Origin of the sequence: Pseudomonas kermanshahensis (assembly GCF_014269205.2) — a bacterium.
GTDB lineage: Bacteria > Pseudomonadota > Gammaproteobacteria > Pseudomonadales > Pseudomonadaceae > Aquipseudomonas > Aquipseudomonas kermanshahensis.
The window spans coordinates 1,232,771-1,259,016 of record NZ_JABWRY020000001.1 but is presented as its reverse complement, the minus strand read 5'-3'; the positions used below and the strand labels follow the sequence as shown (position 1 = coordinate 1,259,016).

General features: G+C 61.7%; 26 protein-coding genes. 2 read left to right on the top strand and 24 right to left on the bottom strand.

All coding sequences use genetic code 11. The annotated features are described in order from the left end of the window. Positions 1–3 precede the first annotated feature (3 nt). The 24 genes from fliE to HU764_RS05730 all read right to left on the bottom strand — a co-directional run bounded on the left by fliE (position 4) and on the right by HU764_RS05730 (position 24,898). Complete coding sequence (gene fliE / locus HU764_RS05845) at positions 4–336, bottom strand: flagellar hook-basal body complex protein FliE (protein WP_027593033.1); 333 nt, start codon at positions 334–336, stop codon at positions 4–6. Positions 337–583: 247 nt separating this feature from the next. Then, the gene (locus HU764_RS05840) at positions 584–1,948 is read right to left on the bottom strand and encodes a sigma-54-dependent transcriptional regulator (protein WP_186703693.1); all 1,365 of its coding nucleotides are present in this window, start codon (positions 1,946–1,948) and stop codon (positions 584–586) included. Continuing rightward, positions 1,948–3,165, bottom strand: coding sequence for a sensor histidine kinase (locus HU764_RS05835; RefSeq protein ID WP_027593035.1), 1,218 nt, complete (start codon positions 3,163–3,165; stop codon positions 1,948–1,950). The genes HU764_RS05840 and HU764_RS05835 overlap by 1 nt, the downstream gene beginning before the upstream one ends. A gap of 243 nt (positions 3,166–3,408) precedes the next feature. Next, positions 3,409–4,884, bottom strand: coding sequence for a transcriptional regulator FleQ (fleQ, locus tag HU764_RS05830; protein WP_099454940.1), 1,476 nt, complete (start codon positions 4,882–4,884; stop codon positions 3,409–3,411). Positions 4,885–5,052: 168 nt separating this feature from the next. Then, positions 5,053–5,346 carry a flagellar protein FliT gene (gene fliT, locus HU764_RS05825; RefSeq protein ID WP_027593037.1) on the bottom strand — a complete coding sequence of 98 codons (294 nt, stop codon included), beginning with the start codon at positions 5,344–5,346 and terminating at the stop codon, positions 5,053–5,055. A gap of 16 nt (positions 5,347–5,362) precedes the next feature. Next, entirely contained in the window at positions 5,363–5,758 is a 396-nt protein-coding gene (fliS, locus tag HU764_RS05820; RefSeq protein WP_186703692.1) for a flagellar export chaperone FliS, read from the bottom strand. Positions 5,759–5,836: 78 nt separating this feature from the next. Next, positions 5,837–7,192, bottom strand: coding sequence for a flagellar filament capping protein FliD (gene fliD, locus HU764_RS05815; protein WP_156311007.1), 1,356 nt, complete (start codon positions 7,190–7,192; stop codon positions 5,837–5,839). A 79-nt stretch (positions 7,193–7,271) separates the two neighbouring features. Continuing rightward, positions 7,272–7,622, bottom strand: a complete 351-nt coding sequence (locus HU764_RS05810; protein WP_027593040.1) for a flagellar protein FlaG — start codon at positions 7,620–7,622, stop codon at positions 7,272–7,274. 76 nt (positions 7,623–7,698) lie between these two features. After that, positions 7,699–9,405 carry a flagellin N-terminal helical domain-containing protein gene (locus HU764_RS05805; RefSeq protein ID WP_186703691.1) on the bottom strand — a complete coding sequence of 569 codons (1,707 nt, stop codon included), beginning with the start codon at positions 9,403–9,405 and terminating at the stop codon, positions 7,699–7,701. Positions 9,406–9,854: 449 nt separating this feature from the next. Further along, positions 9,855–10,784, bottom strand: a complete 930-nt coding sequence (locus HU764_RS05800) for a ketoacyl-ACP synthase III (RefSeq protein ID WP_085272500.1) — start codon at positions 10,782–10,784, stop codon at positions 9,855–9,857. A 295-nt stretch (positions 10,785–11,079) separates the two neighbouring features. After that, complete coding sequence (locus HU764_RS05795; RefSeq protein ID WP_186703690.1) at positions 11,080–12,645, bottom strand: flagellar hook-associated protein 3; 1,566 nt, start codon at positions 12,643–12,645, stop codon at positions 11,080–11,082. 13 nt (positions 12,646–12,658) lie between these two features. Beyond that, the gene (gene flgK, locus HU764_RS05790; protein WP_186679629.1) at positions 12,659–14,701 is read right to left on the bottom strand and encodes a flagellar hook-associated protein FlgK; all 2,043 of its coding nucleotides are present in this window, start codon (positions 14,699–14,701) and stop codon (positions 12,659–12,661) included. A gap of 10 nt (positions 14,702–14,711) precedes the next feature. Then, a complete protein-coding gene (gene flgJ, locus HU764_RS05785) occupies positions 14,712–15,866 on the bottom strand; it encodes a flagellar assembly peptidoglycan hydrolase FlgJ (protein ID WP_085272499.1) in 1,155 nt (384 codons plus the stop codon). Positions 15,867–15,877: 11 nt separating this feature from the next. Beyond that, positions 15,878–16,987, bottom strand: coding sequence for a flagellar basal body P-ring protein FlgI (locus HU764_RS05780; RefSeq protein WP_099455884.1), 1,110 nt, complete (start codon positions 16,985–16,987; stop codon positions 15,878–15,880). Between the two features lie 12 nt (positions 16,988–16,999). Continuing rightward, positions 17,000–17,695, bottom strand: a complete 696-nt coding sequence (gene flgH, locus HU764_RS05775; protein ID WP_016488460.1) for a flagellar basal body L-ring protein FlgH — start codon at positions 17,693–17,695, stop codon at positions 17,000–17,002. Between the two features lie 48 nt (positions 17,696–17,743). Beyond that, complete coding sequence (flgG, locus tag HU764_RS05770; protein WP_099454947.1) at positions 17,744–18,529, bottom strand: flagellar basal-body rod protein FlgG; 786 nt, start codon at positions 18,527–18,529, stop codon at positions 17,744–17,746. 46 nt (positions 18,530–18,575) lie between these two features. Continuing rightward, complete coding sequence (locus tag HU764_RS05765) at positions 18,576–19,316, bottom strand: flagellar basal body rod protein FlgF (RefSeq protein WP_186679627.1); 741 nt, start codon at positions 19,314–19,316, stop codon at positions 18,576–18,578. A 159-nt stretch (positions 19,317–19,475) separates the two neighbouring features. Continuing rightward, positions 19,476–19,667, bottom strand: coding sequence for a hypothetical protein (locus HU764_RS05760; protein WP_186703689.1), 192 nt, complete (start codon positions 19,665–19,667; stop codon positions 19,476–19,478). A 158-nt stretch (positions 19,668–19,825) separates the two neighbouring features. Further along, complete coding sequence (gene flgE, locus HU764_RS05755) at positions 19,826–21,148, bottom strand: flagellar hook protein FlgE (protein WP_186703688.1); 1,323 nt, start codon at positions 21,146–21,148, stop codon at positions 19,826–19,828. Between the two features lie 27 nt (positions 21,149–21,175). Further along, positions 21,176–21,877 carry a flagellar hook assembly protein FlgD gene (gene flgD, locus HU764_RS05750; protein WP_186679620.1) on the bottom strand — a complete coding sequence of 234 codons (702 nt, stop codon included), beginning with the start codon at positions 21,875–21,877 and terminating at the stop codon, positions 21,176–21,178. A 12-nt stretch (positions 21,878–21,889) separates the two neighbouring features. After that, positions 21,890–22,333, bottom strand: a complete 444-nt coding sequence (gene flgC, locus HU764_RS05745) for a flagellar basal body rod protein FlgC (RefSeq protein ID WP_027593052.1) — start codon at positions 22,331–22,333, stop codon at positions 21,890–21,892. Between the two features lie 2 nt (positions 22,334–22,335). Beyond that, positions 22,336–22,743: a flagellar basal body rod protein FlgB gene (gene flgB, locus HU764_RS05740; RefSeq protein ID WP_027593053.1), complete on the bottom strand. Its 408-nt coding sequence runs from the start codon at positions 22,741–22,743 to the stop codon at positions 22,336–22,338. Positions 22,744–23,089: 346 nt separating this feature from the next. After that, positions 23,090–23,917 carry a protein-glutamate O-methyltransferase CheR gene (cheR, locus tag HU764_RS05735; protein WP_027593054.1) on the bottom strand — a complete coding sequence of 276 codons (828 nt, stop codon included), beginning with the start codon at positions 23,915–23,917 and terminating at the stop codon, positions 23,090–23,092. A 51-nt stretch (positions 23,918–23,968) separates the two neighbouring features. Then, positions 23,969–24,898 (bottom strand): chemotaxis protein CheV, encoded by a 930-nt coding sequence (locus HU764_RS05730; RefSeq protein WP_027593055.1) that lies wholly within the window; start codon positions 24,896–24,898, stop codon positions 23,969–23,971. Between the two features lie 77 nt (positions 24,899–24,975). On the opposite strand from HU764_RS05730, the gene flgA reads away from it, so the two are divergent. Both flgA and flgM read left to right on the top strand, forming a co-directional pair. Then, a complete protein-coding gene (gene flgA / locus HU764_RS05725) occupies positions 24,976–25,728 on the top strand; it encodes a flagellar basal body P-ring formation chaperone FlgA (RefSeq protein ID WP_186703687.1) in 753 nt (250 codons plus the stop codon). A 156-nt stretch (positions 25,729–25,884) separates the two neighbouring features. Beyond that, positions 25,885–26,199, top strand: a complete 315-nt coding sequence (gene flgM, locus HU764_RS05720; RefSeq protein WP_186703686.1) for a flagellar biosynthesis anti-sigma factor FlgM — start codon at positions 25,885–25,887, stop codon at positions 26,197–26,199. Positions 26,200–26,246: the final 47 nt, after the last annotated feature.

Here is a 26,246-nt window from a genome sequence, read left to right as displayed (position 1 = left end):
TCCTCAAACCGGCATCTGCATGATGTCTTGATACGCCTGGACCAGCTTGTTGCGTACCTGGGTGAGTGCCTGCATGGAGACGCTGGCCTTTTGCGAGGCGACCATGACATCGGTCAGGTCGACGCCGGTCTTGCCAATTTCGAAGGCGTTGGCCAGCTGGGTGGAAGCCTGCTGCGTCTCATGCACCTTGCCGATGGCCTGGCCGAGCATGTCGGCAAAGCTGCTCTGGCCCGGGGCCAGTTCGGGGGCAGCGGACACCTTGGGCAGCGACATGGCATCAGCCTGCATCGCGCGCATGTCCAGCATCAGACGATTGAATTCAACACCTTGGCTCATGACCTTCTCTCTCCGGCGGCCGCATTTTTTTGACACTCATGCGGCGGATAGCTCGTGTAAAGCAACAAAGGTGCCAGCCTTGCCACCCTGTCCATTTGGTTTAGCGCGATCCCTGCAAAGCAGGCTTGGTGATGTTTGCTATGGAGCTGAAATCCAGGGGCTGCTTCGCAGCCCATCGCAGGCAAGCCAGCTCCTACAGAAAAACCCATAACCTGTTGATTTAGCGGGTGCCTGTGGGTGCGATGCATCAGCCGAAGAGGCTGGCCTCGACGTCGAACCCGGCATCGCGCATCTGCGCCAGCTTGTAACGCAGGGTGCGCGGGCTGATGCCCAGGCGCTCGGCGGCTTCCTTGCGGCGGCCGCGTTCGGCGCGCAAGGTGTCGATGATGGTCTGGTACTCATGGCGGCGCAGGTCATCGCCCAGGCCACTGGCTTCGGCAACCACGACTGCCACTGACGGCGCCGCGCCGGCCGACAATGGAATGGCGCCCGCCAGACAGAAATCCGCCGCTTCGATCACCCCGCCCTGCTGCAGAATCAAGGCGCGCTGCAAGGCGTTGTCCAGTTCGCGCACGTTGCCGGGCCAGGCATGCGCCTGCAGGCAGGCCCGCGCATCGGCAGACAGGCGCACGGGTGCGTGCTTCATCTTGCTGACATGGCGTGCCAGCAAACGCTCGGCCAGCGGCAGGATATCGCCCTTGCGCTCGCGCAGCGCGCACCAGGCCAGGGGGAACACCGACAGCCGGTAATACAGGTCTTCACGGAAGCGGCCAGCCGCCACTTCGCCTGCCAGGTCGCGGTTGGTGGTGGCCAGTACACGGATGTCCAGGCTGATCGGCTTACGCCCACCTACCCGCTCCACCTCGCGCTCCTGCAGCACCCGCAACAGCTTGGCCTGCAAGGCCAGCGGCATCTCGGAAATCTCGTCGAGCAGCAAGGTGCCGCCCTCCGCCTGCTCGAACTTGCCGGCCTGGGCCGCGATGGCGCCGGTGAAGGCGCCTTTCTCGTGGCCGAACAGCGTGGCTTCGAGCATGTTGTCGGGGATGGCCGCGCAGTTGATCGCCACAAAAGGCTCGGCCGCCCGCGGGGACTGCTGGTGAATGTAGCGCGCCAGCACTTCCTTGCCGGTACCCGACTCGCCAGAGATCAACACGGTCGAGTCACTGCGCGCTACCCGCGCAGCCAGCTCGAGCAACTGCCGGCTGGCAGGCTCGCAGGCCACCGGCCCTTCTTCTTCCGCTGCACTGACACGGCCTGCGGCGTGGCGCTCCACCAGGCTCAACAGCGCCTTGGGTTCGAAGGGCTTGACCAGGTAATCGGCAGCGCCTTGGCGCATCGCCTCCACGGCACGCTCGACTGCGGCATGCGCCGTCATCAGCAGCACCGGCAGTTGTGGCTGCTGGCGACGCAATTGCGCCAGCAGCTGATGCCCATCCATGCCGGGCATGTTCACGTCGCTGACCACCAGGCTGAACGCCTCGGCCAGCACCGCCTCCAGCGCCTCTTCGGCACTGCCCACGGCCCGGTAGTCGAAGCCGCCGATTTCCAGGGTGTCGCCAAGCGCCTGGCGCAAAACGCGGTCATCCTCGACCAGCAGCACCTTGATCGCCATCAGCCCGCCTCCGCCAGTTGCCCATCGATCAGCGGCAGTTCGACCCGCACGCAGGTGCCGCGCCCAACCTTCGAACGCAGGCTGAGGGTGCCCTGGTGCGCCCGCACCACGGCCTTGACCACGGCCAGGCCCAGCCCGGTGCCGGTGGCCTTTGTGGTCAAGAACGGCTCACCCAGGCGGCCCAGCAAATCGGCGTCGATACCGCTGCCGGCATCACTCACGCACAGGTGCAACACCTGCTCACGACGGAACACGTGCACCTTGAGCCGAGCCGGTTCTTCGCTGGCTTGCAGGGCGTTCTCGATCAGGTTGAGCAAGGCGCCAACCAGGGTGTCGCGGTTGCACAGCAGCTCGCCCAGGTGGCTGTCGCACTGCCAGCGCACGGCATGCCCTTGCACGTGCGACTGCGCCGCCTGCTGCAGGGCCTGGAACAATGCTTTCGGGGTCACACGATCACCCAGCGGCAGCTCGCCACGGGCGAACACCAGCATGTCGCGCACCTGGTGCTCCAGCTCGTGCAGGCGTTCCTTCAAGGTACCGGCGAAGCGCTGGCGGGTTTCGGCGCTCAGGTCTTGCTCGCTGTCGGCCAGGTGGCTGGCGTAGAGCATGGCTGCCGACAGTGGCGTGCGAATCTGATGGGCCAACGAAGCGACCATGCGCCCCAGCGACGACAAGCGCTCATGGCGCGCCAGCTGGTCTTGCAGGCGACGGGTTTCAGTCAGGTCGTTGAGCAGCACCAGTTGGCCGGGTTCGGCATCCAGCGAACGGGTGGCGATGGACAAGCGGCGGCCGTCGCGCAGCGACACTTCATGGCCGTCATCCTTGCGCGGGGCGAAGCTGCGGGCAATGACCTGGCGCCACAGCTCACCGATCAGCGGCTCGCCGAGCAGTTCGCAGGCGGCCGGGTTGGCTTCGCGCACCCTGCCCTGGCCGTCGATCACGATCACCCCGCCCGGCAACAAGTCCAGTAGGTTCTGCAGGCGATTGGCCAGGCGTTCCTTTTCGTTCAGTTCGTCCATGCGCTGGGCACTGACCACGGCCAGTTCGCCCTTGAGCTCACTGACGCGGGCTTCGAGCAGGCTGTAGGATTGGCTTAGCTGGCTGGAGACCTGATTGAACAAGGCGAAAGCCTGCTCGACACCCTGTCGGCTTTCCTGCTCGACCGGGGTATGCCCCTGCAGATCGGGGGCTCGGGAAACGTGGGCGGCCTGGGGCATCGTGCTCTCTCGCGTGGCTGACCGTCATAAAAACGGTGTGGTGCCAGCGGTGTAGCAATAGCCGTGCCGAAGATGGGGTTTTACCAAACTGCGATGCGTATTGTGCAACCTGTGTAGGAGCAGCCTTGTGCTGCGAAGAGGCCGGCGCATGCACAGAGCCTTTCTGTGCTGCCACCGGCCTCTTCGCAGCACAAGGCTGCTCCTACAAGGGTTTACCGACTGCCTGAAACAGGCGCAAAGGGGTCAATCCTCCGCCTGTTCCTCGCCACCCTGACGGCTCATACCGTACTTGCGCATCTTCTCGACCAGCGTGGTACGGCGGATACGCAAACGTTCAGCCGCGCGCGCAACGATACCGTTGGCATCGTCCAGTGCCTGCTGGATCAGGCCCTGCTCCAGGCTGCCCAGGTAGTCCTTGAGGTCAAGACCTTCGGGCGGCAGCATCGCGGGGTTGGCGAAGTTGGGTGCATGGCCGTTGATGGCCACGCGCTCTTCGAGATCACTGCGCAGGTGGTCGACCATCTGCTCGTCTTCATCATCGACGTAGCGGAATTTTTTCGGCAGTTCGGACACGCCGATCACCCCGTACGGGTGCATGATCGCCATGCGCTCGACCAGGTTGGCCAGCTCGCGCACGTTGCCCGGCCAGCCATGCCGGCACAGCGACATGATCGAGGCAGAGTTGAACCGAATCGAACCGCGCTTCTCGTGCTCCATGCGCGAGATCAGCTCGTTCATCAGCAGCGGGATGTCTTCCACCCGCTCACGCAGGGGCGCCATCTCGATGGGGAAGACGTTCAGGCGGTAGTACAGGTCTTCGCGGAACGTCCCATCCTCGATCATGCTTTCGAGGTTTTTGTGGGTCGCGGCGATGATGCGCACGTCAATGCTCTGGGTCTTGTTACTGCCCACGCGCTCGAAGGTGCGCTCCTGCAACACGCGCAGCAGCTTGACCTGCATCGGCAGCGGCATGTCGCCGATCTCGTCGAGGAACAGGGTGCCGCCGTTGGCCAGCTCGAAACGCCCGGCACGGCTGGTGATGGCACCGGTAAAGGCGCCCTTCTCGTGGCCGAACAGTTCGCTTTCCAGCAGCTCGGCCGGGATCGCGCCGCAGTTGACCGGCACGAACGGCGCATCGCGGCGCTTGGAGTGGTAGTGCAGGTTGCGCGCCACCACCTCTTTGCCGGTACCCGACTCGCCGAGGATCAACACGCTGGCATCGGTGTCCGCCACTTGCTGCATCATCTGCCGCACATGCTGGATGGCGCGGCTGGTGCCGACCAAGCTGCGGAACAGGTTCGGCTCGCGCTGGCGCCCGCGCTCGCGTGCTTGGTCGTACATCTCGCGATAGACCTGGGCACGGTGCAGCGAATCGAGCAACTGGCTGTAGCTCGGCGGCATTTCGAGGTTGGAGAGGACCCGACGGCGAAGCTCTTCCGGCAACTCTGCAGAAGAAATTTCACCTAAAAGCAGCACCGGAAGGAACTCATCCCACCCGGCCACTGTCTTAAGGAGCCCAAGGAGATTGCCCGGAGCATTCACGGCACCGACAAGTACGCACAGCACTTCCCGGCTCGAAGACAACGATTCCACCGCCTGCTGCCAGTCCTGGCTCGAGCACGCGAGGTTTTCTTCGCCTAGAAAATTCAGGACCACCGCCAGATCGCGGCGGCGGGCGCTGTCGTCATCGATCAGAAGAATCTTGGTTTCACGCCACATGCAATAGCAACTTCCCTAGTCATATCGGCGCCCTGCGGGGCGTGCTCGACATCATTCCGACTGAATGGTCAGTGTTCGGACGTCTGAAATTCGAAAACAGCCACTAGTAAAGTCAAAAACTTAGAAGCAGTCAAATTTATGGCGCCGAGCTTTGCGTTCTGCTCAGCGTCAGCTGAACAGATGGTATACCTTTGTGGCCTGTTTCGCTTGATTGATATTGGACATTTGCTGGACTAAAGATTGACGTTCGTCACTTGCAACGTCGATTAGTTGGCGATAAACGTCCATCAGCGCTTCGAGGTTCACCCGAACCGCCGCCTCATCCTCCACCGCCCCTTGCAGCAATTCGTCCATCTGCGCCCTGCAGGCCAGGTCTAGCTCGCCAATGGCGGCCCAGTCGCGCGCTTGCAGTGCCTCGTTCAGGGCCTGACGGGTGTCTTCGATTCGCTGCAACGCGTTCATGTGGCCTCCTGGCGTGTCACTGCTCGGCTGTGGCGATGGCATCCCAACCGCTTTTCACGGTGATCATCAGCTGGGCGACTTCGTCGATGATGGCGGGGTCGCTGTCCAGGTTGGCCTGGATCAGACGGGTGGCCATGTAGGCATACAGGCTGTCGAGACGGTCCAGCTCGTCTGGGTTGTCGGTCTTGTCCTTGTCCAGCCCTTCACGCAGGCCACCGATGATGTCGATCGCCTTGCCCAGCATCACACCCTTCTGCGCCACGTCGCCGCGGCTGATCGCGCCCTTGGCCTGGGCCATACGGTCCAGCGAACCCTCCATCAGCATCTGCACCAGGCGGTGCGGGGTCGCTTCGGAGATCTGGGCGTGGGAATTGACCTTCTGGTACTGGCGAAGGGCTCTCATCGGGTGCATGGGGGATCCTCAGTGAACGGGGCAGAACAGTGGCCGTATACCTAGGTAATCGGCCCTGAGCTGGATTTCTTTAGGCGATCAATCGTCGCTGTTGGACTTGTTCAGCGCGTTTAGCGTGGTCATTACGCTGTCGCTGGAGGCCTTGAGCTGGGCTACCAGGCTATCCATCGCGTTGTACTTCTTGGTCAGGGTCTCGGTCAGGCTGGTGATGCGCCGATCGAGCGCCTCCTGGGAAGACTCCAGCTCTTTAAGCTGCGCACTCAGGCTGGACTGACGCGAAGCAAGGATTCCCCCTGACTTGGCATACCCCTCGGTGACCTCGGTCATGCGAGTCAGCAAGCCTTCCTTGCCGGTGAACAGCCCGCTGATGTCAGCACCATAGGTTTTGACTGCAGTGTTCCACTTGGTCTCGTTCAACTCTAGCAAGCCGGTCTTCTGAACGGTGTTGATGCCCAACTGGGACAGGGTTCGCAAGCCCCCCTCACCCGCAGAACGGGTCAGCTCACCCCGAATGGAGTTGACCAATGAACGCATGGTGGCATCACCGGTCAGCGCTGCACCCGTTGCACTGCTGTCGTCAGCACCCGCAGTGACTTTAGTCACGCTATTGATGGACGTCATCAACGCGTTATAAGCCGTGATGAAGGACTGCACGGAGGTCTTCAGCGTATCGGTGTTACTGGCCACGGAGAGCGAAGTCTTGCCCTCTTTGATCAGCTCGATGTTCAGGCCGCTGACCGCATCGGTCACCGAATTGGAGGCAGATTCCAGCTCCAGACCATCGAGCTTGTACTTGGCGTTCTGCGGAACGGCAATGGTAGTAGCACCGGTCGCTAGCTCCGAGCTACCGCCCAGCGTCAACTCAGTACCCTCCCCCATCTTGGTCGAGGAAAATACCAGCCGAGATCCACTGGCGTCTGTCACGACGTTGGCGGTGATGCCCTTGGATTGCAATTGCCCGTTGATGCTGTCCCGGGCCTGCTGCAGCGTCGCACCAGCGGCAATGTTGACGCTATAGGTAGTTTCGGCCTGGCCAATGGTCAGCGTCTGCGCCTGACCAGAGCTGTTGATCACCGCCTTGGCATCAGCGTAGACCTTGGTGGAGATCTTCGAGGCGGTAGCCAGCTGCGTCACTTCAAGCCCGTAGGTACCCGAAGAAACACCGTCAGAGATGGTGATGCCGGCCACCGTCTTGTCTGACGACGTGGCACTCAAACCATTGAAGCTGGTAGCAGTGTTGAGCTTGGCGATAGCGGCGCGATACGTGTCGAGTGCGCTCTTGATCGAGCCGATAGCCGACAATGACGTGGTCGCTTTCTGGGTCTGGGTATTGATTTGGGACTGCTTCGGCGCCTTCTCGGCCGCGGCCAAGGCTGCGACGAGCTCGTCGATTTTAAGACCCGAACCCAGGCCGGTAATAGTTGAACTCGCCATCTCACACTCCTTATCCGGTAACCGTCGGAAATCCGACGAAAACGCGTCCGTGCGGCTTTACAACAAAAGCCGTGCCAACTCAGGCCTGGGTATCGAACAACAGGCTGTTGGCATCCTTCAGGTTTTCCGCCAGTTTCAGTGCCACTTCGGAGGGCAGTTGACGGATGACTTCGCCGCTCTGGCGGGCGATGACCTTGACAACCACCTGGCCGGTGGAGTCATCGATCGAAAAATCGAGTTGTCGCTCTGAAGCCTTGACGAAGTCCTGGATGGCATTGACTGCGGTTTCCAGGGTTTCTCGGGCTACAGGCTGGGATTCTGGCTTGGCAGGCTCGTTGGCCGCCAGCTCGTTCTCTTGCCGCTTGCTCGCTGTTGCTTCGGGAGCAGCGGAGGCGGGATAGGACAGGCCCAGTTTCACGCTCATATCCATTTCTGGCACCTCTTGTTCTCGGAAAGACGAAAGGGTACGTCACCGTACCCTTCGTCAAACTACTTAGCGATCAGGATCAGCCCAGCAGTTTCAGCACCGACGACGGCAGCTGGTTAGCCTGGGACAGGATCGCGGTGGACGCCTGTTGCAGGGTTTGCTGCTTGGTCAGCTCGGCGGTTTCCGAAGCGAAGTCGGCGTCCTGCACACGGCTGCGGGCAGCGGTGGAGTTTTCCGAGATGCTTTGCAGGTTGGAAACGGTGCTGTTGAAGCGGTTCTGCACGGCACCCAACTGAGCGCGCTGGCTGTCTACTTGCTGAATAGCCGAGTCAAGCGCCTGGACAGCTTGCTGCGACGAATCGGCAGTCAGGATGCTCAGGTCGGACATGGTGGTGTTCTGAGCAGCTGCAGTGGTGGAACCTGCAGTCAGGCCCAGCATGGCCAGGCCAGTACCCGCGCTGCCTTCAGCGATTTTGATGTCCTTGTCGGAGAACAGGGAGATCTTGTCGGCGCCGGCGGTGGTCACTTTCGAAGCGGTAACACCGGTGCTGGCGCTGTTGATGGACGAGATGATTTCGTCCATGGTCGAGCCTTGGTTGAACTTGACTTCAACACCGTTGATGTTCAGCGAGGTATTGGCAGTCAGCTTGGTTTCGGTGGTGCCAGCCGAGAGGCCCAGGGCAGCCAGGGAGCCAGGACCATCAGCAGTGGAACCGTCACCCAGGGTGATTGCCTTGCCGGTAGCGACGCCAGCAGCAGTCACAGAATCCAGTTGCAGTCGACCATCGCTAGTCAGGCTGGCAGTAACACCGGTATTCGCAGTTTCAGCGTTGATCTTCGAGACGACGCTGGTAGCGCCGCCCATTGCGTCACCTGCGGCCAGGGCAATGGAAGTACCGTTGATGGTGATTTCGGCGTCGTTGTTCAGCGCGGTAGTTTTGGCAGCGGTAGTTTCAGTGGTACCGACGCCAGCGATCAGGCCACCTGCAGTTGCAGATGTGGTGAACGCCTTCTTCGAGCTCATGATGATGCCAGTACCGGCGTCATCCAGCTTGGCAGTAACACCGGTGTCAGCAGTTTTGGCGTTGATGGCCGAAATTGCCTGGGCAGCGGTCGAACCGGAAGCGATGGTGATGTCGGTGCCAGCTACGGTCAGAGTCTGGTCGTTGGCAGCATCGGCGGTGTAGAGACCACCAGCCTGGTAGTTCAGAGAACCGGTGACCGAAGCTTTCATCTGAGTAGCAACGCCAGCAACGCTAGCTTCGCTGTAAGTACCTTTCAGGCCAGTAGCGCTCAGGTTGCTCATGCCGAACGAGATGGTTTCGTTGGCGTTGGCGCCGACCTGGAACGAGGTGCTGCCGAACGAGCCGTCCAGCAGGTTACGGCCACCGAAGGTGGTGGTGCTGGCAATACGGTTCAGTTCGCCGGTCAGGGCGGTGAATTCTTGCTGCAGGGAAGCACGGTCGTCATCGCTGTTCGAGCCGTTGGCCGATTGCAGGGCCAGTTCACGCATACGCTGCAGGATGTTGGTCGATTCTTGCATCGCGCCTTCAGCGGTCTGGGCGATGGAGATACCGTCGTTGGCGTTTTTCACGCCGACGGCCAGGCCTTTGACTTGGCTGGTCAGACGGTTGGCGATCTGCAGGCCGGCGGCGTCGTCTTTGGCGCTGTTGATTTTCAGGCCGGAAGACAGGCGGGACATCGAAGTACCCAGCGCGTCGGAAGCACGGTTCAGGTTCTTCTGAACGCCCAAGGAGGTGATGTTAGTGTTAACGGTCAAAGCCATGACGAATTCCTCGTTGAATGGATACAGCGGCTTCCGGCCCTGGCAACCGCCGGGTGTGGCCTAGAGAACCTTCGTAATGGTTATCGTCGGGTGCGCGGGTTGCTTGAGGGGTTTTTCAAAAAAAAAATGGTGGCACGCTGCCAGCCCAGTGAAATCAGGGGGTTAAGGGCGAATTTTTGACGTCAAAAACTGTGCAGAAAAAACCCGATGGCACTGCCAACCTGTGGGAGCGGGCTTGCCCCGCGAAACAGGCGACACGGAGGATGGCACCGGCTTTGCCGGTGTTCGCGGGGCAAGCCCGCTCCCACAAAGAAGGCACAGGCTTCAAAAATTGGTTCCTACAGCTGGATCTACAAGGATTTTGAATCATCCATGGACCCACACCCGGCAGGCACAAAAAAAGCGCCGGGCGGTGGCCGCCGGGCGCTTTTTTTTGAGGCTGCTGAAGGTCAGTCGCGATAGAGAATCGCCGAGCCCCACGACAGGCCCACACCGAACCCGCTGATCGCCACACGCTTCCAGTTACCGTCGAGCATGTGCTTTTGCAGCAGCAGCGGCACGCTGGACGATACGGTATTGCCGGTCTCCAGCATGTCCTTGACGAACTTCTCCGGGTTTTCTTCCTCGAAGCGGCGCGCCACAGCATCGACAATCGCCGCGCTGCCCTGGTGAATGCAGAAGGCGTCGATATCCTTCGAGGTCAGCCCGCTGGCATCGAGCAGCTCATGCAGGTGCGCCGGCACTTTGATCAGGGCAAAGTTGAACACTTGGCGGCCGTTCATGAAGAACTTGCCGTCGTTGACCTTCAGGTGCTCCGCGCCGGAACCGTCGGTGCCAAAACGCGCCTGGCCCAGGTTCCACACCGCATTTTCGCCCATCCAGGTGGCCGTGGCGGCATCACCGAACAACATGGTGGTGTTGCGGTCTTCCGGGTCGACGATTTTCGAGTACGGGTCGGCGGTGATCAGCAGGCCATTCTTCAGCCCTGCCGCTTCCATGAAGCCCTTGATCGCATACAGGCCATACACGTAACCCGAGCAGCCCAACGACACGTCGAACGCCGCCACGCGGGTCGACAGGCCGAGCTTGCTCTGGACGATGGCGGCGGTGTGCGGCAGGCCTTCTTCGTCACCGTTCTGGGTGACCACGATCAACGCATCGATCGATTGCGGATCAAGGTCAGGGTTGGCGGCGAACAGGGCCTGGGCCGCTTCGACGCACAGGTCCGAGGTTTCTTGGTCTTCGGCCTTGCGCGGCAGGAAGGACGCGCCGATCTTGCCGAACATGAACTCTTCGTCCTTGCCGAACTTCGCACCCTGGACGTAGTTGTCCAGGCCAGCGGTGGGCACGTAACTCGCGATGCTTTTGATGCCAATCATTCTGGCTTCCCAATGAAAACAGCCAAAGACCACCACTCGATGAATTGAGGGCGCCAAATACCGGAGCGTCACCCCACAGGGGGCGAGCAGGGCCTGGCAGCCTCGCTCGAATGCAAACCGGTAACAAAATGCTGCAACAGCTGCTGCATAGAATACAGGGAAGATGACCGTTTTGACTCATTGGTCACATTGAAATGCTACGAAAGCCTGGCGGGGGGTGTGGAGACTGGAGGGTTTTGCGGGGGGATTGAGGGATTTTGGGGCTGCAAAGCAGCCCCAAAATCTCACAATAGAATCAAAGCTTGTTGAACAGGCTCAACTGCGAAATCCGCGCAAACGCCAGCTGCGAGGCCTCGAGCATAGCTTGCTGCAGGGTCAGCTGGATGGTCGCCGACGCCATGTCGGTATCGCCAATGGCGCTCTGGGTGCTCTTGTTGGCCAGGCCCAGGCTTTCGTTCTCCTGCGACTGGATCTCCAGCGAGTTCCCACGTGCACCAATCGAGCCGCGGGTAATGTCGATACGATCGCGAGCGCTGGACAGGTTGGAGATCGCCGAGTCGGTGGCGGCCTTGAGCGCCGCCTGCGCCTCTGGCGAGTCGAGCGGTTTCTCCAGCACGCTGCGCAACTGACCCAGGGTGTCCAGCACGTTCTGTGTGCGGTGGGTGTTGGCGGTTACCGAGAACTGGTCACCCTCCGCCGGCGCGCTGTCGAACTGGTAGGTAACCCCCGCCACCGTCACTGCGTTGCCCGCGCCAACCGAACCGGTGGCTACCGGCTTGCTGTCAGCCGTGTAGGGCTGCGCATACAAAGCGTACTCGGTGTCGCTGGTAAACCTGATGACCGCGCCGTCGCTTGGGAAAGTGCTGCGGTAGGCTTCGGCATCAGTGATGCTGGTACCGGTCACCAGCGCCGTCGACGGGTTGCCCGCGCTGCGCGTGGCCGTCAGGGTGTCGGGTTTGGTTTCGAGGGTGAACACATGGCCGGCGACCACTGCGTTGGCATCGTCACCTTCCTGCAGGTTCAAGTTGATCTCGAAATCCACGCCGCGCAGCGAGATCATCTTGCCGCCTTCGGTGTTGACATCGAACTTGCCCTTGCCGGCCGTTTCGCTGGTGATATCGTTGCCCGCCGCGTCCTTGACGCTGTAATCGGTGGCGCTGGCGAACGTGATGGTATACGGCTGGCCACCGGCAAACTGGTTGTTGTATGTGTTGTTAGACGTCATCAGGCCACCCGACAACAGTACCTTACCGTCATCCGGGGTCGGCGCCTGCAGGCTCGACTGGGTACGGCTGTTGTTGGTCGCCTGGTCGAAGACGCTGTAACCGCTGTCGTTGGTCGCCAGGCGCAGGGTGTCGGACACCTGCAGGCTCAGCTGGGTCTGGTCACCCCGGTAGCTGTAGGTGCCGTCAGCGTTGCGCTCGTAGGGGGGAGTCGACGATTTGGAGCCGCCGAACATGTAATCGCCATTGGCGTCGCGCGAATTCAGCAGGCCGAAGACGTTGGCTTCGATCTCCTTGATCTCGCTGCTGATCGACGTGCGGTCAGCATCGCTCAGGCCGCCGTTACCCGCCTGGATCGCCAGCTCGCTAGCACGCTGCAGGGCATCGTTGATGGTCGAGAGCACGCTCTCTTCCTGCAGCAGGGCATTCTTGACCGTGGTCATGTTGCCGTTGTACTGGTCCAGCAGCGCGCTCTGCTGCTGCAGCAACAGCAGGCGCGCGGCACCGACCGGGTCATCGCCCGCCGTCTGGATACGCGACTTGGACGTGATCTGCTCGGTGGTCTTGGCCGTGTCCGAGAAGTTCTTCGAGTAGGTGTTGGCGCTGGTCTCATAAAACTGAGCAGTAGAAATACGCACGGCCAGCTACTCCTTAAAGGGCGTTGATCAAGGTCGAAAAGGTTTCTTGCGCCGCCTTGATGATCTGCGACGACGCGGTGTAGTAATGCTGGAACTTCACCAGGCTGGCCGCCTCGTCATCGAGGTTGACCCCCGACACCGCACTGCGGCTTTCGGCGGCGGACTTGAACACGGCCTGGGTTGCGGTGGTGTCGATGGCGGCCTGGCTGGCCTTGGCCCCCACGCGCTCGACCAGCGAGGCATAGGCCGAAGTGAAACTGGTGCCACCGCCAGAGCCGGTGGCCACGGTCGATTTGGTCTGCAGCTCCAGCAGCGAGGTAGCGTTGCGGTTATCGGCCTTGCCGTCGGCATTGAACGACAGGGTAAAGCTGTCGTTGGCAGACGGGCTGCCGCCGATGGTGGTCTCGACGTTGAAACTGCGCGGCTTGCCGTCGCCATCAAGGATCGGCTGGCCAGCGGCATCGAGCATTGGCACGGCGATGGACAATTTGTTGTCCTGGCCAGGCACCACGCTGCCGGTGCCGATCTGCGTGCCCTTGGCATCGAACAGCTTGTAGCCCTGGGAACCGCCGTTGGCGGCGTCGAACACCACGCGCACCGGCATCGAGTCACGAATCGCCTGCTGCACCAGCGCTGTATCGGCACCGCCGTAGATGTCCAGCGAGTCGCCCAGCACCGGCTGGGTGATGGTGCCGGTGCCACCGTTGCCGCTGCCCGCCGTGGCGCTGATCGGCCCGGCAAAGGCCAGTTTGTTGGCATCGGTCATGATGGTCGAGATGTTGCCCGCCGCGGAGCGGGTCGGGATCACCTTGAAGCTGTCCCCCGCTGCCAGGCCACCGCCCTTGAGCGCCAGGCTGAAGCCGTCGATCACCGGGGCCGGGTCGGCGTTCAGGTCGAAGCTGCCCATGTCGGTGCCGTCGGAGCGGCGCACGCTGTACTGGTTGGCGCTGGTGAACTTCACTTCGTAGTCGTAGGTGGTCAGCGCGCCGCTGTCGGCAATGGTCACATCGAGGTTGCCGGACCCAGCACTGTTGCTCGACGAAGCCAGGCTGCGCTGGGCCAATGCACTGGCGCTGTTGATGCTGGAGAACAGCGCGCTACCGAATTGGGCGTTGGCATCCAGGCCTTGGCCCAGCTGGCTGTTGATACTGTCAGCAACCACCAGGGCCACACGGCCGAGCTCGTTCATCGACGGCATCAGCACGTCCTGGCGGTAGCGCAGCAGGCCGCCGATCGTGCCACCGGTCACCACCGAGGTCACGTCGGAGCTGAACGACTCGTAGTTGATGCGCAGGCTGGCTTGGCTTTTGTCAGCCACACCCGGCTGCACCGACAAGGTGTTGGCCTTGACCCCGGTGACCAGTGACTGGCCACTGCCCAAGTAGACGTCGTAGTTGCCGTCGCGCTCCTGCACCGTGACCCCGACCAGCTCGTTGAGCTGGCGCACGGCTTCGCTGCGCGCATCCAGCAGGCTGTTAGGGGTATTGCCGGTGGCGGTGGCCGCGACAATCTGCTTGTTGTACTCGGCGATGTTGCTGGTGAGCTTGTTGACCTGGCCTGCGAGCGTGCCGAGCTGAGAGTTGATCGTTTCGTTCTGCTGGGTCAGCTGCGTGCCCACCGCATTGAAGCGGTTGCTCAGGGTTTGCGCCTGGGTCAGCAGCAACTGCCGCGAGGCGACATCACCCGGTGTGGCCGAAGCGGTCTGCAACGCCGAGAAGAACGCGGTCAGCACCGAGCTGATGCCGGTATCACGGTCGGCCAGCAATTTGTCGACACTGGTGATCTGGTCCTGGAACGCCAGCGAGTCGGCCTGCAACGAGGTCGCGGTCTGCAACTGATTGTCCAGGTAGGCGCTGTAGATCCGGCGCACATCCGAAAGCGTGGTGCCCGTACCCAGAAAGCCCGCGCCCATATTGTGCGAGGGGCCCGCAACCTGAACCGCTTGCTGGCGCGAATAGCCACTGGTGGCGGCGTTGGCAATGTTGTTACTGGTTACCGACAGTGCCGCCTGGCTGGCACCCAGGCCACTCAGACCGATCGAAATCAGACTCGACATGTTTTAGTCCTTATAGATTCGTAGTTCTGCCAGCCATGGCGTATTGCGGGGTTGCTTGCATTTGCTGGGCGATGCTGATGATCTTCTTCGCATAGCCCGGGTCGGTCGCATAACCTGCTTTTTGCAGCTCTCTTGCAAACTGCTCAGGGTTATCGGCCGCGTCCAGCGCACCTTGATAGCGAGAATTGCCCTGTAACAGGTTCACCAGGTCATGGAAGCTGTCCTGGTAGGAATCGTACGAGCGGAACGCTGCGGTTTCCTTGACGAACTGGCCATCGCGGAACTCGCTGGTGATCGCCCTCGCCTGCTCGCCCTGCCAGTTGCCACTGGCCTTGATGCCGAACAAGTTGTGGCTGCTGCTGCCATCGGTGTTGCGCATGACCGACTTGCCCCAGCCCGTTTCCAGGGCCGCCTGGGCGACCAGGTAACGCGGGTCGATACCGATGCGCTTGGCGGCCTGCTCGGCCATCGGCAGCATGGTGGCGACAAAGGCGTCGCTGTCGGCGAAGGCCTTGTTCGGCGCCAGCGGCGGCTGGGCCACGGCACGCCCGACAATGCGCAGGCCGTTTTCTGGCACGGCGAAGGCCTTGGCCACTTGCTGGCCGTCACGGGCCGGCACACTGGCGGTGTTGGTGGTCGCAGCCGACGGCACGATGCCTGCCAGCAGGCGGTCGGTGAGCTTGCTTGGCAAGGCCAGGCGCCGCGCATTGAGGGCCGCGACGTCATTGCGCGTTGCACTGGCCTGGGCGGCATGCGCGGGTTCGGCCACCTTGTTGCCCCACAGCGCCGGGCCACTGCCCTCGCTGCGCGGAAACGGGCTGGTGGCACCAGCCGTGCTCTTGCTCTTGGTCAACTGGCGCACCAGTACGTCCTGCAGGCCGATACCGCCCCCCTCGCGGGACATGCTCACGGCCAACTGCTGGTCATACATGTCGCGGTATTGCTTGACCGTCTCGGTGTTCATCGGGTTGTCGTCGGCCAGCACATCGCTGGCCTTGCGCGAGGCCTTGAGCATTTCGCTGATGAACAGCGACTCGAATTCCTGGGCCACCTTGCGCACGTTGGCTTCGCTGTCGCGGTCGCCGTGCTTGAGCGAACTCAGGCGGTTGAGGTCGGTGTAGGCGCCGCTGTCGGCACTGCCAGACACCAGGCTTTTGCTGTTCATGCGCGGCGTCCTCAGATCACGATCAGGTCGGCCTGCAAGGCGCCGGCCTGTTTCAGGGCTTCAAGGATCGCCATCAGGTCGCCGGGTGCCGCGCCGACCTGGTTCACCGCGCGGACGATTTCATCCAGCGTGGTACCCGGGCCGAACTTGAACATCGGCTTGGCTTCCTGCTCGGCGTTGACCCGCGAACGCGGCACCACGGCGGTCTGGCCGTTGGAGAACGCGCCCGGCTGGCTGACGATCGGGTCTTCGGTGATGGTCACGGTCAGGCTGCCGTGGGTGACAGCCGCCGGCGACACCTTGACGTTCTGGCCGATGACGATGGTGCCGGTACGCGAGTTGATGATGACTTTCGCCACGGCCTGGCCCGGGTCGATTTCGAGGTTTTCCAGAATCGACAGGTAGTCCACGCGCTGGCTCGGGTCCATCGGCGCACTGACGCGTACCGACCCGCCATCCACGGCCTGAGCAACACCTGGGCCGAGCAGTTCATTGACCTTGTCGACGATACGCTTGGCCGTGGTGAAGTCCGGGCGATTGAGGTTCAGGGTCAGGCTGTTGCCCTGGTTGAACCCGCTCGGCACCGCCCGCTCGACGCTGGCACCACCGGGAATGCGACCGGCCGACGGAACGTTGACGGTGATCTTCGAACCGTCACGGCCTTCTGCATCGAAGCCGCCCACCACCAGGTTGCCCTGGGCGATGGCGTACACGTTGCCGTCGATACCCTTGAGCGGGGTCAGCAGCAGGCTGCCGCCGCGCAGGCTCTTGGAGTTACCGATCGACGAGACGGTGATGTCTACCACCTGGCCCGGCTTGGCGAACGCCGGCAGTTCGGCATGCACCGACACCGCCGCAACGTTCTTCAACTGCACGTTGCCGGAACCGGCCGGCACCTTGATGCCGAACTGCGACAGCATGTTGTTGAAGGTCTGCAGGGTGAACGGCGTCTGGGTGGTCTGGTCACCCGTGCCGTTGAGCCCCACCACCAGGCCATAGCCGATCAACTGGTTGGAACGCACGCCAGAGATGCTGGCGATGTCCTTCAAGCGCTCGGCCTGGGCCGCGAAGGCGCAGGACAGTAGCAGGGTTGCGGCAATCAGCTGCCTCACGTTGAACATGGTCATCTGTACTCAGAAAGGCCAAAGCGGGCTGATAAAGAAGCGGTCCAGCCACCCGGGCTGGCTGGCATCGGCAAACGAGCCGGTGCCCGAATAGGTGATGCGCGCATCGGCCACGCGGGTGGACGGCACGGTGTTGTCGGTGGCGATGTCATCGGCGCGGATCATGCCGGCAATGCGCACCAGCTCTTCACCGGTGTTCAGGGTCAGCCACTTCTCGCCGCGCACGGCGATGATGCCGTTGGGCAGCACTTCGGCCACGGTCACGGTGATCGAGCCGGTCAGGGTGTTACCCTGGGTGGCCTTGCTGTCGCCCTTGGTGGCGCGCTCGCCGTTGTAACCGGCCTCCAGCGACAGGTCACCGCCGCCGAACGGGTTGTTGGTGTTGGGCGTGCTGCCGAACAGCGAGGTCAAGCCGATGTCGGCCTTGCTGTTCTTCTGGATCTGCGAACCGGCGTTCTTGCTGGCCGAGGTCTTCTCGTTAAGGGTGATGGTGATGATGTCACCGACCCGGAAGGCCTTGCGGTCGCTGTACAGGTTTTGCTCGAACCCGGCCTGGTAGATCGAACCGTTGTTGGCCGCCGCCGGCAACGGGGTGCGCGGCAACACCGGCGCATAGTACGGGTCGTTGGGCTTGGGCGTCGGCCCGACGCAACCTGCCAACAACACCGCTCCCCCCAGGGCGAAGACGGACAACAGACGATTCATGACGCTTACCTCACGGTGTATCTGGGCTACGGGGCCGGGATCAGGGGCTTACAGCTGCTGGGTGACGAACGACAGCATCTGGTCGGCGGTAGAGATGACTTTCGAGTTCATCTCGTAGGCACGCTGGGTGGTGATCATGTTCACCAGCTCTTCCACGGTGCTGACGTTGGAGTTCTCCAAGGTCTGCTGCAGGGTGGTGCCGAAGCCGTTCAGGCCTGGAGTGCCGACTTGCGGCGCGCCGCTGGCAGCGGTCTCCAGGAACAGGTTGTTGCCCATTGCCTGAAGGCCGGCAGGGTTGATGAAGTCGGCAGTCTGGAGGTTACCAATGACCTGAGCAGCCGGGTTACCGGCAGTGGTGATCGACACGGTACCGTCCTGGCCAACGGTGAACGTCTGTGCATCATTCGGCACGACGATCGCAGGCTCCAGCGCCAAGCCATCGGCATTGACGATCTGGCCATCGGAGTTCAGGTGGAAGGTGCCGTCACGGGTATAGGAAACAGTGCCATCCGGCTGCAGAATCTGGAAGAAGCCACGCCCATTGACCGCCATATCCAATGGATTTTCGGTGGTCTGCAAGCTGCCGGCGGTGAAGTTCTTCTGGGTGCCGACAATGCGCACACCGGTACCCACTTGCAGGCCCGAGGGCAGCTCGCTGTCTTGGGTCGACTGGGCGCCGGGTTGACGCTTGATCTGGTAGAGCAGGTCCTGGAATTCGGCGCGATCACGTTTGAAGCCGGTGGTCGAGACGTTGGCCAGGTTGTTGGAAATGACCGTCAGGTTGGTGTCCTGGGCGGACAGGCCGGTTTTAGCGACCCAAAGAGCCGGAAGCATGCTGTTCTCCTCGTGCGCCTGTTTTACGGCACCCGTTCAAATGTGATTAGCCGATTTGCAAAACCCGAGCCATGGCTTCGTCGCCTTCCTTGGCCGTGTTCATCATCTTGACGTGCAGTTCGAACTGACGGGACAACGCCAGCACCGAGGTCATTTCCTCGACGGCGTTGACGTTGCTGCCTTCCAGGAAACCCGACACCACGCGCACGTTGACGTCGGCATCTGCCGGTTGGCCATTGGTGGTGTGGATCATGCCGTCCAGGCCCTTGGTCAGGCTTTTAATGTCGGGGTTGACCAGCTTGATGCGGTCGACTTCGGCCATCATGCGCGGGTCTTCGCCCATGGCGCGGATGCTGATGGTGCCGTCTTCACCCACTTCCACTTTTTGCTCTGGCGGAATGGCAATCGGGCCGCCGTTGCCGATCACCGGCATGCCGTTGCCGGCACGCAGCACGCCCAGGGCGTCGATGTTCAGGCTGCCGGTGCGCACGTAGGCTTCGCTGCCATCCGGTGCCTGCACAGCGATGAAACCCTTGCCGGTTACGGTCACGTCCAGCTCGCGGCCGGTCTCGACCATCGGGCCTTCGCTGAAGTCGGTGGCCGGGCGCTCGGTCATGGCAAAGGCGCGCGCCGGAAAGCTGTCGCCAAACACCGGCATCGAGCGCGCCTGCTCCAGGTCGCGCTGGAAGCCGTTGGTGGAAATGTTCGCCAGGTTGTTGGCATGGGCCTTCTGCGCCAGCGCGTTCTGGCTGGCGCCGGTCATGGCCACGTAAAGCATCTTGTCCACAGCATCTCCTATGCGCGTACCTGCCGCGCTGTCACTGAGCAGGGATAAGCAATAATCGAACCAGGTCCGCAAACCAATGAATTCAGGGGTTGCAGCGCGCCGAGAGGCAAAAACCGTCAGTTTGTCGGCGGATGTTTGCCGCGAGCGGCAAGGCAGTGTTCAGTACGTCCGGCAACCGGCGTTGTTGTAGGGGCCGGAAAAGCGCATCCAGCCTTCGCCTGGGTTGGTGGCCGAGCACATGAAACGGCCGGTGGTCAGGCTTTGCCATTGGTAGAAGGGGGCGGGGGCGGCGGCGAGCAAGGGGGCCATGGCGAGGATGGGGAGAATCGCGAGTAGCAGCAGCCTTTTCATGGGGTAAACCTTTGGGATTTTGGGGCCGCTTTGCGGCCCTTTCGCGACGCAAGGCCGCTCCTACAGGGATCGCGTCGACCTGTAGGAGCGGCCTTGCGTCGCGAAAGGGGCGCGAAGCGCCCCCTATTGCAGACAACACTCCACCAAACCAACCACCATCAGCTCATCTGGATGATGGTCTGCATGATGGTGCTTTGAGTGGAAATGGTCTTGGCGTTTGCCTGGTAGTTGCTCTGCGCCTTGATCAGGTTGACCAGCTCGCCGGTCAGGTCGACGTTCGAGTCTTCCAGCGCGCCGCCGGTGATCTGCCCCAGCGTCCCGGTATCCGGCTGACCGACAACAGGCACGCCCGATGTGTAGGACTCTTTCCAGGCAGTGCCGCCCACCGGCGTCAGGCCTTGGAGGTTGGCGAAGTTGACCAGCGCGACCTGGCCGATCACCTTGTTCTCACCGTTGGTGAAGTTGGCGAACATGTTGCCGCTGGCATCGATGCCCAGGCCAGACAACTCACCCGTCGCAAAGCCATCCCCGCTCTTGGCGGTAGTCGCGGACGCGGCGTTGTATTGCGTGGTGGCGATCATGTCCAGCTTGACCCCGGAGGCATGCGCGTTGGCGCCGTTGGCCGCCCACACACCTGCAACTGTCTTCTGCGCCGGCACCCAGCCGTCCAAGTTGAAGGTCTTGTCTGCGTTGATGCTGAGCCCACCTGCCACTGCACCCTCGTTCATGAGCGCCGTGTCCAAGGTGCCGTCACTCTTGAATGGCAGCGTGTTTGCCAGCGGGGTGGTCGACGCCGGGTCGGCTGGGTTGCGGCCGTCGATGGTGGTGTACATGGTCCAGGAGTTAGTACCCTCATCCTTCATGAAGTACTGGTTCATCTGGTGCAGGTTGCCCTGGCTGTCATACACATCGGTGTTGAAGGTGTAGTTGTAGGTCTTGACGTTACCCGGGTCGAACGGCGACTCGGCCGGGGCGGTATCGCTGGACTTGAGGTTGAGCGTCTCCGTGATGCGCCCGGTAGGGTTGGGCGTCAGGTTGGACGTGTCGATCTTCAGGTCAGTCAGCGCGCCTGGGACGACATTGCCATTGCCATCTACACCATACCCTTGCAGCTTGGCGCCCGACGAGCTGATGACATTGCCTTCCTTGTCGCTGTAGAACATGCCGGCACGGGTGTAGATCTTCGAGCCATTGTCATTCAGGGCGAAGAAGCCGTTGCCGTCAATCGCCATGTCCAGGGCTTGGCCGGTGCCGTTGATATTGCCCGGCGTGAACATCTGCGACACCGATGCGGTTCTCACACCAGTGCCGACGACCGTCTTGCCGCCACTGGTGCCGCGAATGGAGTTGGAGTACTGATCCGCGAACTCGGCGCGCGAAGCTTTGAAGCCGGTAGTGGCGACGTTGGCAATGTTGTTGCCAGTGACGTTCAGGGCCTTGTTTGCTGCATTGAGGCCGCTAAGGCCGGTATTGAAAGACATGTGCTACTCCTGTCGTTAGCTTAGGCCCTAGATGCCAATGGTTTGAACTTTGGACAGCGCAACGCTGCCCAGCCCGGCGAGGTTGAGCGTCATTTCTGCGCCGTTGGTACCCATGGTCACACTGGTGACCGTGGCCGGCAGGTTGGTGGTCATGGCCGTGGACGTGCCATCGATACTGGCGGTCGCCTTGAAGGTGTAGGTACCCGCCTCCAACGGCTCGCCGTCGTCGTCCAGGCCATCCCAGGTGAAGTCGGCCTTGCCGGCGGCCTTGGAGCCCAGGTCCAGGGTGCGCACCAGCTTGTCGTCTTTGTCATAGATGCCGACAGACGTGGCGGTACTCGACGAGGTCAGGTTGACCGACCCTTTCATCTCTTTGCTGGTGTCGACCAAGGCCTTGTCGGTTTGGACGATCACATTGCGCCCAACCAGCGACGAGGCCTGCAGTGCCTGCGAAGACTGGAACGACCCGGCGATGTAGTTCACCGTGTCGTTCAGGGTCTGCATGCTTTCAAGGCTGCTGAACTGCGCCAGCTGCGCAACGAACTCGCCGTTTTCCTGCGGGTCGAGCGGGTTCTGGTTTTTCATCTGCGTTACCAGCAACTGCAGGAACGCATCCTTGCCCAGCGCACTGCCGGCAGCGCCGGTGCTGCTGTCGGTTTTGCTGGTCTGCTTTTGCAGCGAGGTCAGGTACGCGCTGCCGACGTCACTGGTGGAATTGGTCGTGGTCATGTCGGCTTCCTATCACTGACCCAAGGTCAAGACTTTCTGCATCATGCTTTTGGCGGTGTTCATCAGTTCGGCGTTGGTCTGGAACGCACGGCTGGCAGAGATCATGTCAGCCATCTCTTCAACCACGTTGACGTTCGGGTAGTAGACGTAGCCGTCCTTGTTCGCCGCGGGGTGGTTAGGCTCGTAGCGCGCCTCCAGATTGCTCTGGTCTTCGACGATGCCTTTGACCTGCACGCCCTGCCCCGCTTCGCCCTGGTCCTCGAACAGCGACTGGCTGGCGCCGCCCTGTGCGTTCTGGAAGGTGGTGGCGAACACCGGGTGGCGGGCGCGGTAGGTCTGGTCGATGCTCGACGACACGGTCTCGGCGTTGGCGATGTTCGAGGCCACGGTGTTGAGGCGGGTGTTCTGCGCGCTCATGCCGCTGCCGGCAATGTTGAAAACACTGGAAAGGGACATGGTTACTCTCCGCGCAGGGCCGAAACCAGCCCTTTGAATTTACTGTTGAGCAAGGTGAAGCTGGCCTGGAAACCGATGGCGTTTTCCGCGTAGTTCGATTGCTCGATCTGGGCATCCACGGTGTTCTGGTCGATCGACGGCTGCAACGGCGTGCGGTACTTGAGCGCCTCGTCGCTGAGGGCCAGGCCGTCGGCCTCGATGTGCCGGCTGTTGGTCCGGTCCAGGGCGAAGCGGCCGCTTTGCTGCTTTTCACTCTCGGCGGCGAGCACCGAAGAGAAGTCCATGTCACGCGCCTTGTAGTTGGGCGTGTCGGCGTTGGCGATGTTGTTGGCCAGCACTTCAGCGCGCTGGGCGCGGAAGCCCAGGGCCTTTTCGTGAATGCCAAGCGCCTTGTCGAAACTGATGCTCATGTCGGGGAAACCTTCGGAGGTTGACCGGAGTGTCGTTGGTCAAGGTATAGCAAGGGCTGTGCCAACCGGCTTAAAGGCCGGAAACACGGGGTTGCGAGGGGGATGCTGGCAGGCGGGATGCCAGAAAAGCGGCAAAGTGCTTCCGCTTGGGGAAAGAAAAGCGGCAATCGCCGGGCGGCAAAAGTGGCAAAACAAAATATTGACGTCAGACCATCACAGCCGATTCCAGGCCCGTGTAGGAGCAGCCTTGTGCTGCGAAGAGGCCGGTGCAAGTGCAGTAAATCTACTGTGGCTTCACCGGCCTCTTCGCAGCGCAAGGCTGCTCCTACAGGAATCGCGCTTGGCTTTACTTGGCCTGGTAGATGATCCCGGGGCTGCACTGCACCATCTGGTAATGGTCCGGCAACCCGTTCAGCGCCTCCGAGGCGCCGAGGAAAAGGTACCCGCCAGGCTTGAGCGTGCTGTGGATGCGCAACAGGATGTCCTTCTTCACCTGGGCCGAAAAATAGATCAGCACGTTGCGGCAGAACACGATGTCGAACTTGCCCAGGCTCGCGTAGCTGTCGAGCAGGTTGAACGAGCGGAACTCGACGCGGCTGCGAATGGCCGGCTTGACCGCCCAACGCCCCGGCCCTTTGGGGTCGAAGTAGCGCTGCAGGCGCTCTTGCGACAGGCCGCGGGCGATGGCCAGGCTGTCGTACTCACCGGTTTTGCAGTTGTTCAGCATGGTCCCGGACAGGTCGGTGGCAACGATCTGCGCGCCCATCTTCAACTGGCCCAGGTTGCTGCGCTCGAACTCGTCGATGGCCATCGAGATCGAGTAAGGCTCCTGCCCCGACGAGCACGCCGCCGACCACATGCGCAGGCGCTGGCCTGGGTTGTTCTTGATGAACTCGGGGATGACCTTGTTCTTCAACACCTCGAAGGGGTAGCTATCGCGGAACCACAGGGTTTCGTTGGTCGTCATTGCGTCGACCACCTGTTCGCGCAAACCGCTGCGCGGCTGGGCCTGGATGCGCTGCACCAGCTCGCCCAGGCTCTTGATGCCCTGTTGCTCCATCAGCTTGTTGAGACGGCTGGAGACCAGGTACTGCTTATTCTCGCCCAGCAGGATGCCACAGGCTTTCTCCAGGAAGACCCGGAACTGTTCGAAATCCAAATTACCCGTAGACACTCTTGCCGCCTCTTTTCAATCGCTGGTGCCGGGAGCGGGCTCCCGGCTGCTTCAATGCGTTGCCTTGATCCGGTCGACCACGCGCTGGGCCAGGTCGTCCGGCTTGAACTTGGCCAGGAAATCATCGGCGCCGACTTTCTTGACCATCGCCTGGTTGAATACCCCGGAGAGCGAAGTATGCAGGACGATGTGCAATTTTTGCATGCGCGGATCGCTGCGGATCTCTGCGGTGAGCGTATAGCCGTCCATTTCTGGCATTTCAATGTCCGAGATCATCATCAGGAACTCTTCTTCCGGCCGCTTGCCCTCCTCCACCAACTGGCGCAGGTAATTGAGCGCCTGGCGGCCGTCGTTGAGCGCCACCACCTCGACACCGACGGTTTGCAGGCAGCGGCTGACCTGCTTGCGCGCCACCGACGAATCGTCGACGGTCAGCACCCGCAGCAGCACAGCCTTGTCCTGCACCTCGGCATCGACCACCCCGGCAGACACCTGCTCGGACGACGGCGCCACTTCCGCCAACACCTTCTCCACGTCGATGATCTCGACCATGCGGTTGTCCACACGGGTGACGGCGGTCAGGTAATGGTCGCGGCCGGTGCCCTTGGGTGGCGGGTGGATTTCTTCCCAGTTCATGTTGACGATGCGCTCGACCGAGTGCACCAGGAAGCCCTGGGTCTTGGTGTTGTATTCGGTGATGATCACAAAACTGTTGCACGTGTCTTCCTGCAGCGGCGCCAACCCGGTGGCCATCGACAGGTCGAGGATCGGGATGGTCGCCCCGCGAATGTTGGCCACGCCGCGCACCACCGGGTGTGACTTGGGCAGCAAGGTCAGCGCCGGGCACTGCAGCACCTCTCTGACCTTGAACACGTTGATGCCATAGAGCTGACCGCCATTGAGGCGAAACAGCAACAATTCCAGGCGATTCTGCCCCACCAGCTGAGTGCGCTGGTTGACCGAATCCATAACACCCGCCATGCCAGACTCCTTAACGTTTCAGCCTTTCGTTGCAACTCAGGTACCGAGTCGGCACGGGCTTTGCTTTTTTGAGCGCCATGTACACGAAAACGACATTTTTCCGACGATTGACGCACCTGCTGACTGGCTCGCTGGCCACGCTGTGCCTGCTGGCGCCCAGCGTTAGCACGCTGGCGGACGCTTTTACCTTGCCTGAACAGCTTATCGGTGTCACCCAAGGGTTTCTTGAATTCACCGTAGAAGATTATCTGGCCAGCACCCAAACCGCCGGCCGTTACGAAATCCAGGTCAGCACCCTCGACCCGCGCTTGCGCATGCCGCTATGCAGCCAGCCGCTGGACGCGTCGCTGGAAAGCCCCGCGCAGCCGCTGGGTCGGGTCACGGTGCGGGTCCGCTGCGACAGTGCCGCGCCGTGGACCGTGTTCGTGCCGGCAACGGTGCGGCTGTTCCGCGACGTGGTGGTGGTCACCCGCCCGCTCAAGCGTGACAACGTGGTAGGCGAAGGCGACGTGGCACTGCGCGAGCGCGATGTCGGCACCCTCGGCCAAGGTTTTCTCAGCGAACTGGACCAGGCGGTGGGCATGAAGATGCTGCGCCCCACAGTCATCGACCAGGTCCTTACCCCGCAGCACCTTGAGCAAGCCGAAGTGGTGCGCAAGGGCGACCAGGTGGTGATCATCGCCCGCAGCGGCAGCTTGAGCGTGCGCATGCCCGGCGAAGCGTTGAGCAAGGGCGGCCTGAGCGAACAGATCCGGGTGCGCAACATGAATTCCAAACGGGTGATCAAGGCCAGGGTGACCGGCCCCGGCCAGGTCGAGGTGACAATGTAGCGGCATTGTGCTGGCGGTGTGGAACCGCTTTTCCTAAACTGTGTCAGAAAACGGGTTCGCGAGCTTGCTGACAGGCGGCTACGCAATTGGGCCTAAAGTTTCTTTCGGGTTGGCCGAAAACAAGGCAAGCGTCCAAATACCCAGGGGTTTCTGATCATGGTCATCGACTTCAGTCGTTTGAATAACTCTCCGTCCGTTACGGGCGGCGTTCGCGGCAATGCTGCGGCCGGTACCGCCGAAAAGGCCGCTGCCAGCCCGGAAGCGCCAAAAGGCACCACCGCCAGCGGAGAGGCAGTACACCTCAGCCAAGAGGCACAGCAGTTGCAGAAGGTCAGCGATACGCTGCGCGACCAGCCCGTCGTCAACAGCGCCCGCGTGGCCCAGTTGAAACAGGCCATCGCCGATGGCAGCTACCAGGTCGATGCCGGCCGGGTTGCCAGCAAACTGCTCGATTTCGAAGCCCAGCGCTGACCGTTCGGCGCGCTGACTTCACGGACGCTTACTAAAGCCAAGAGTTA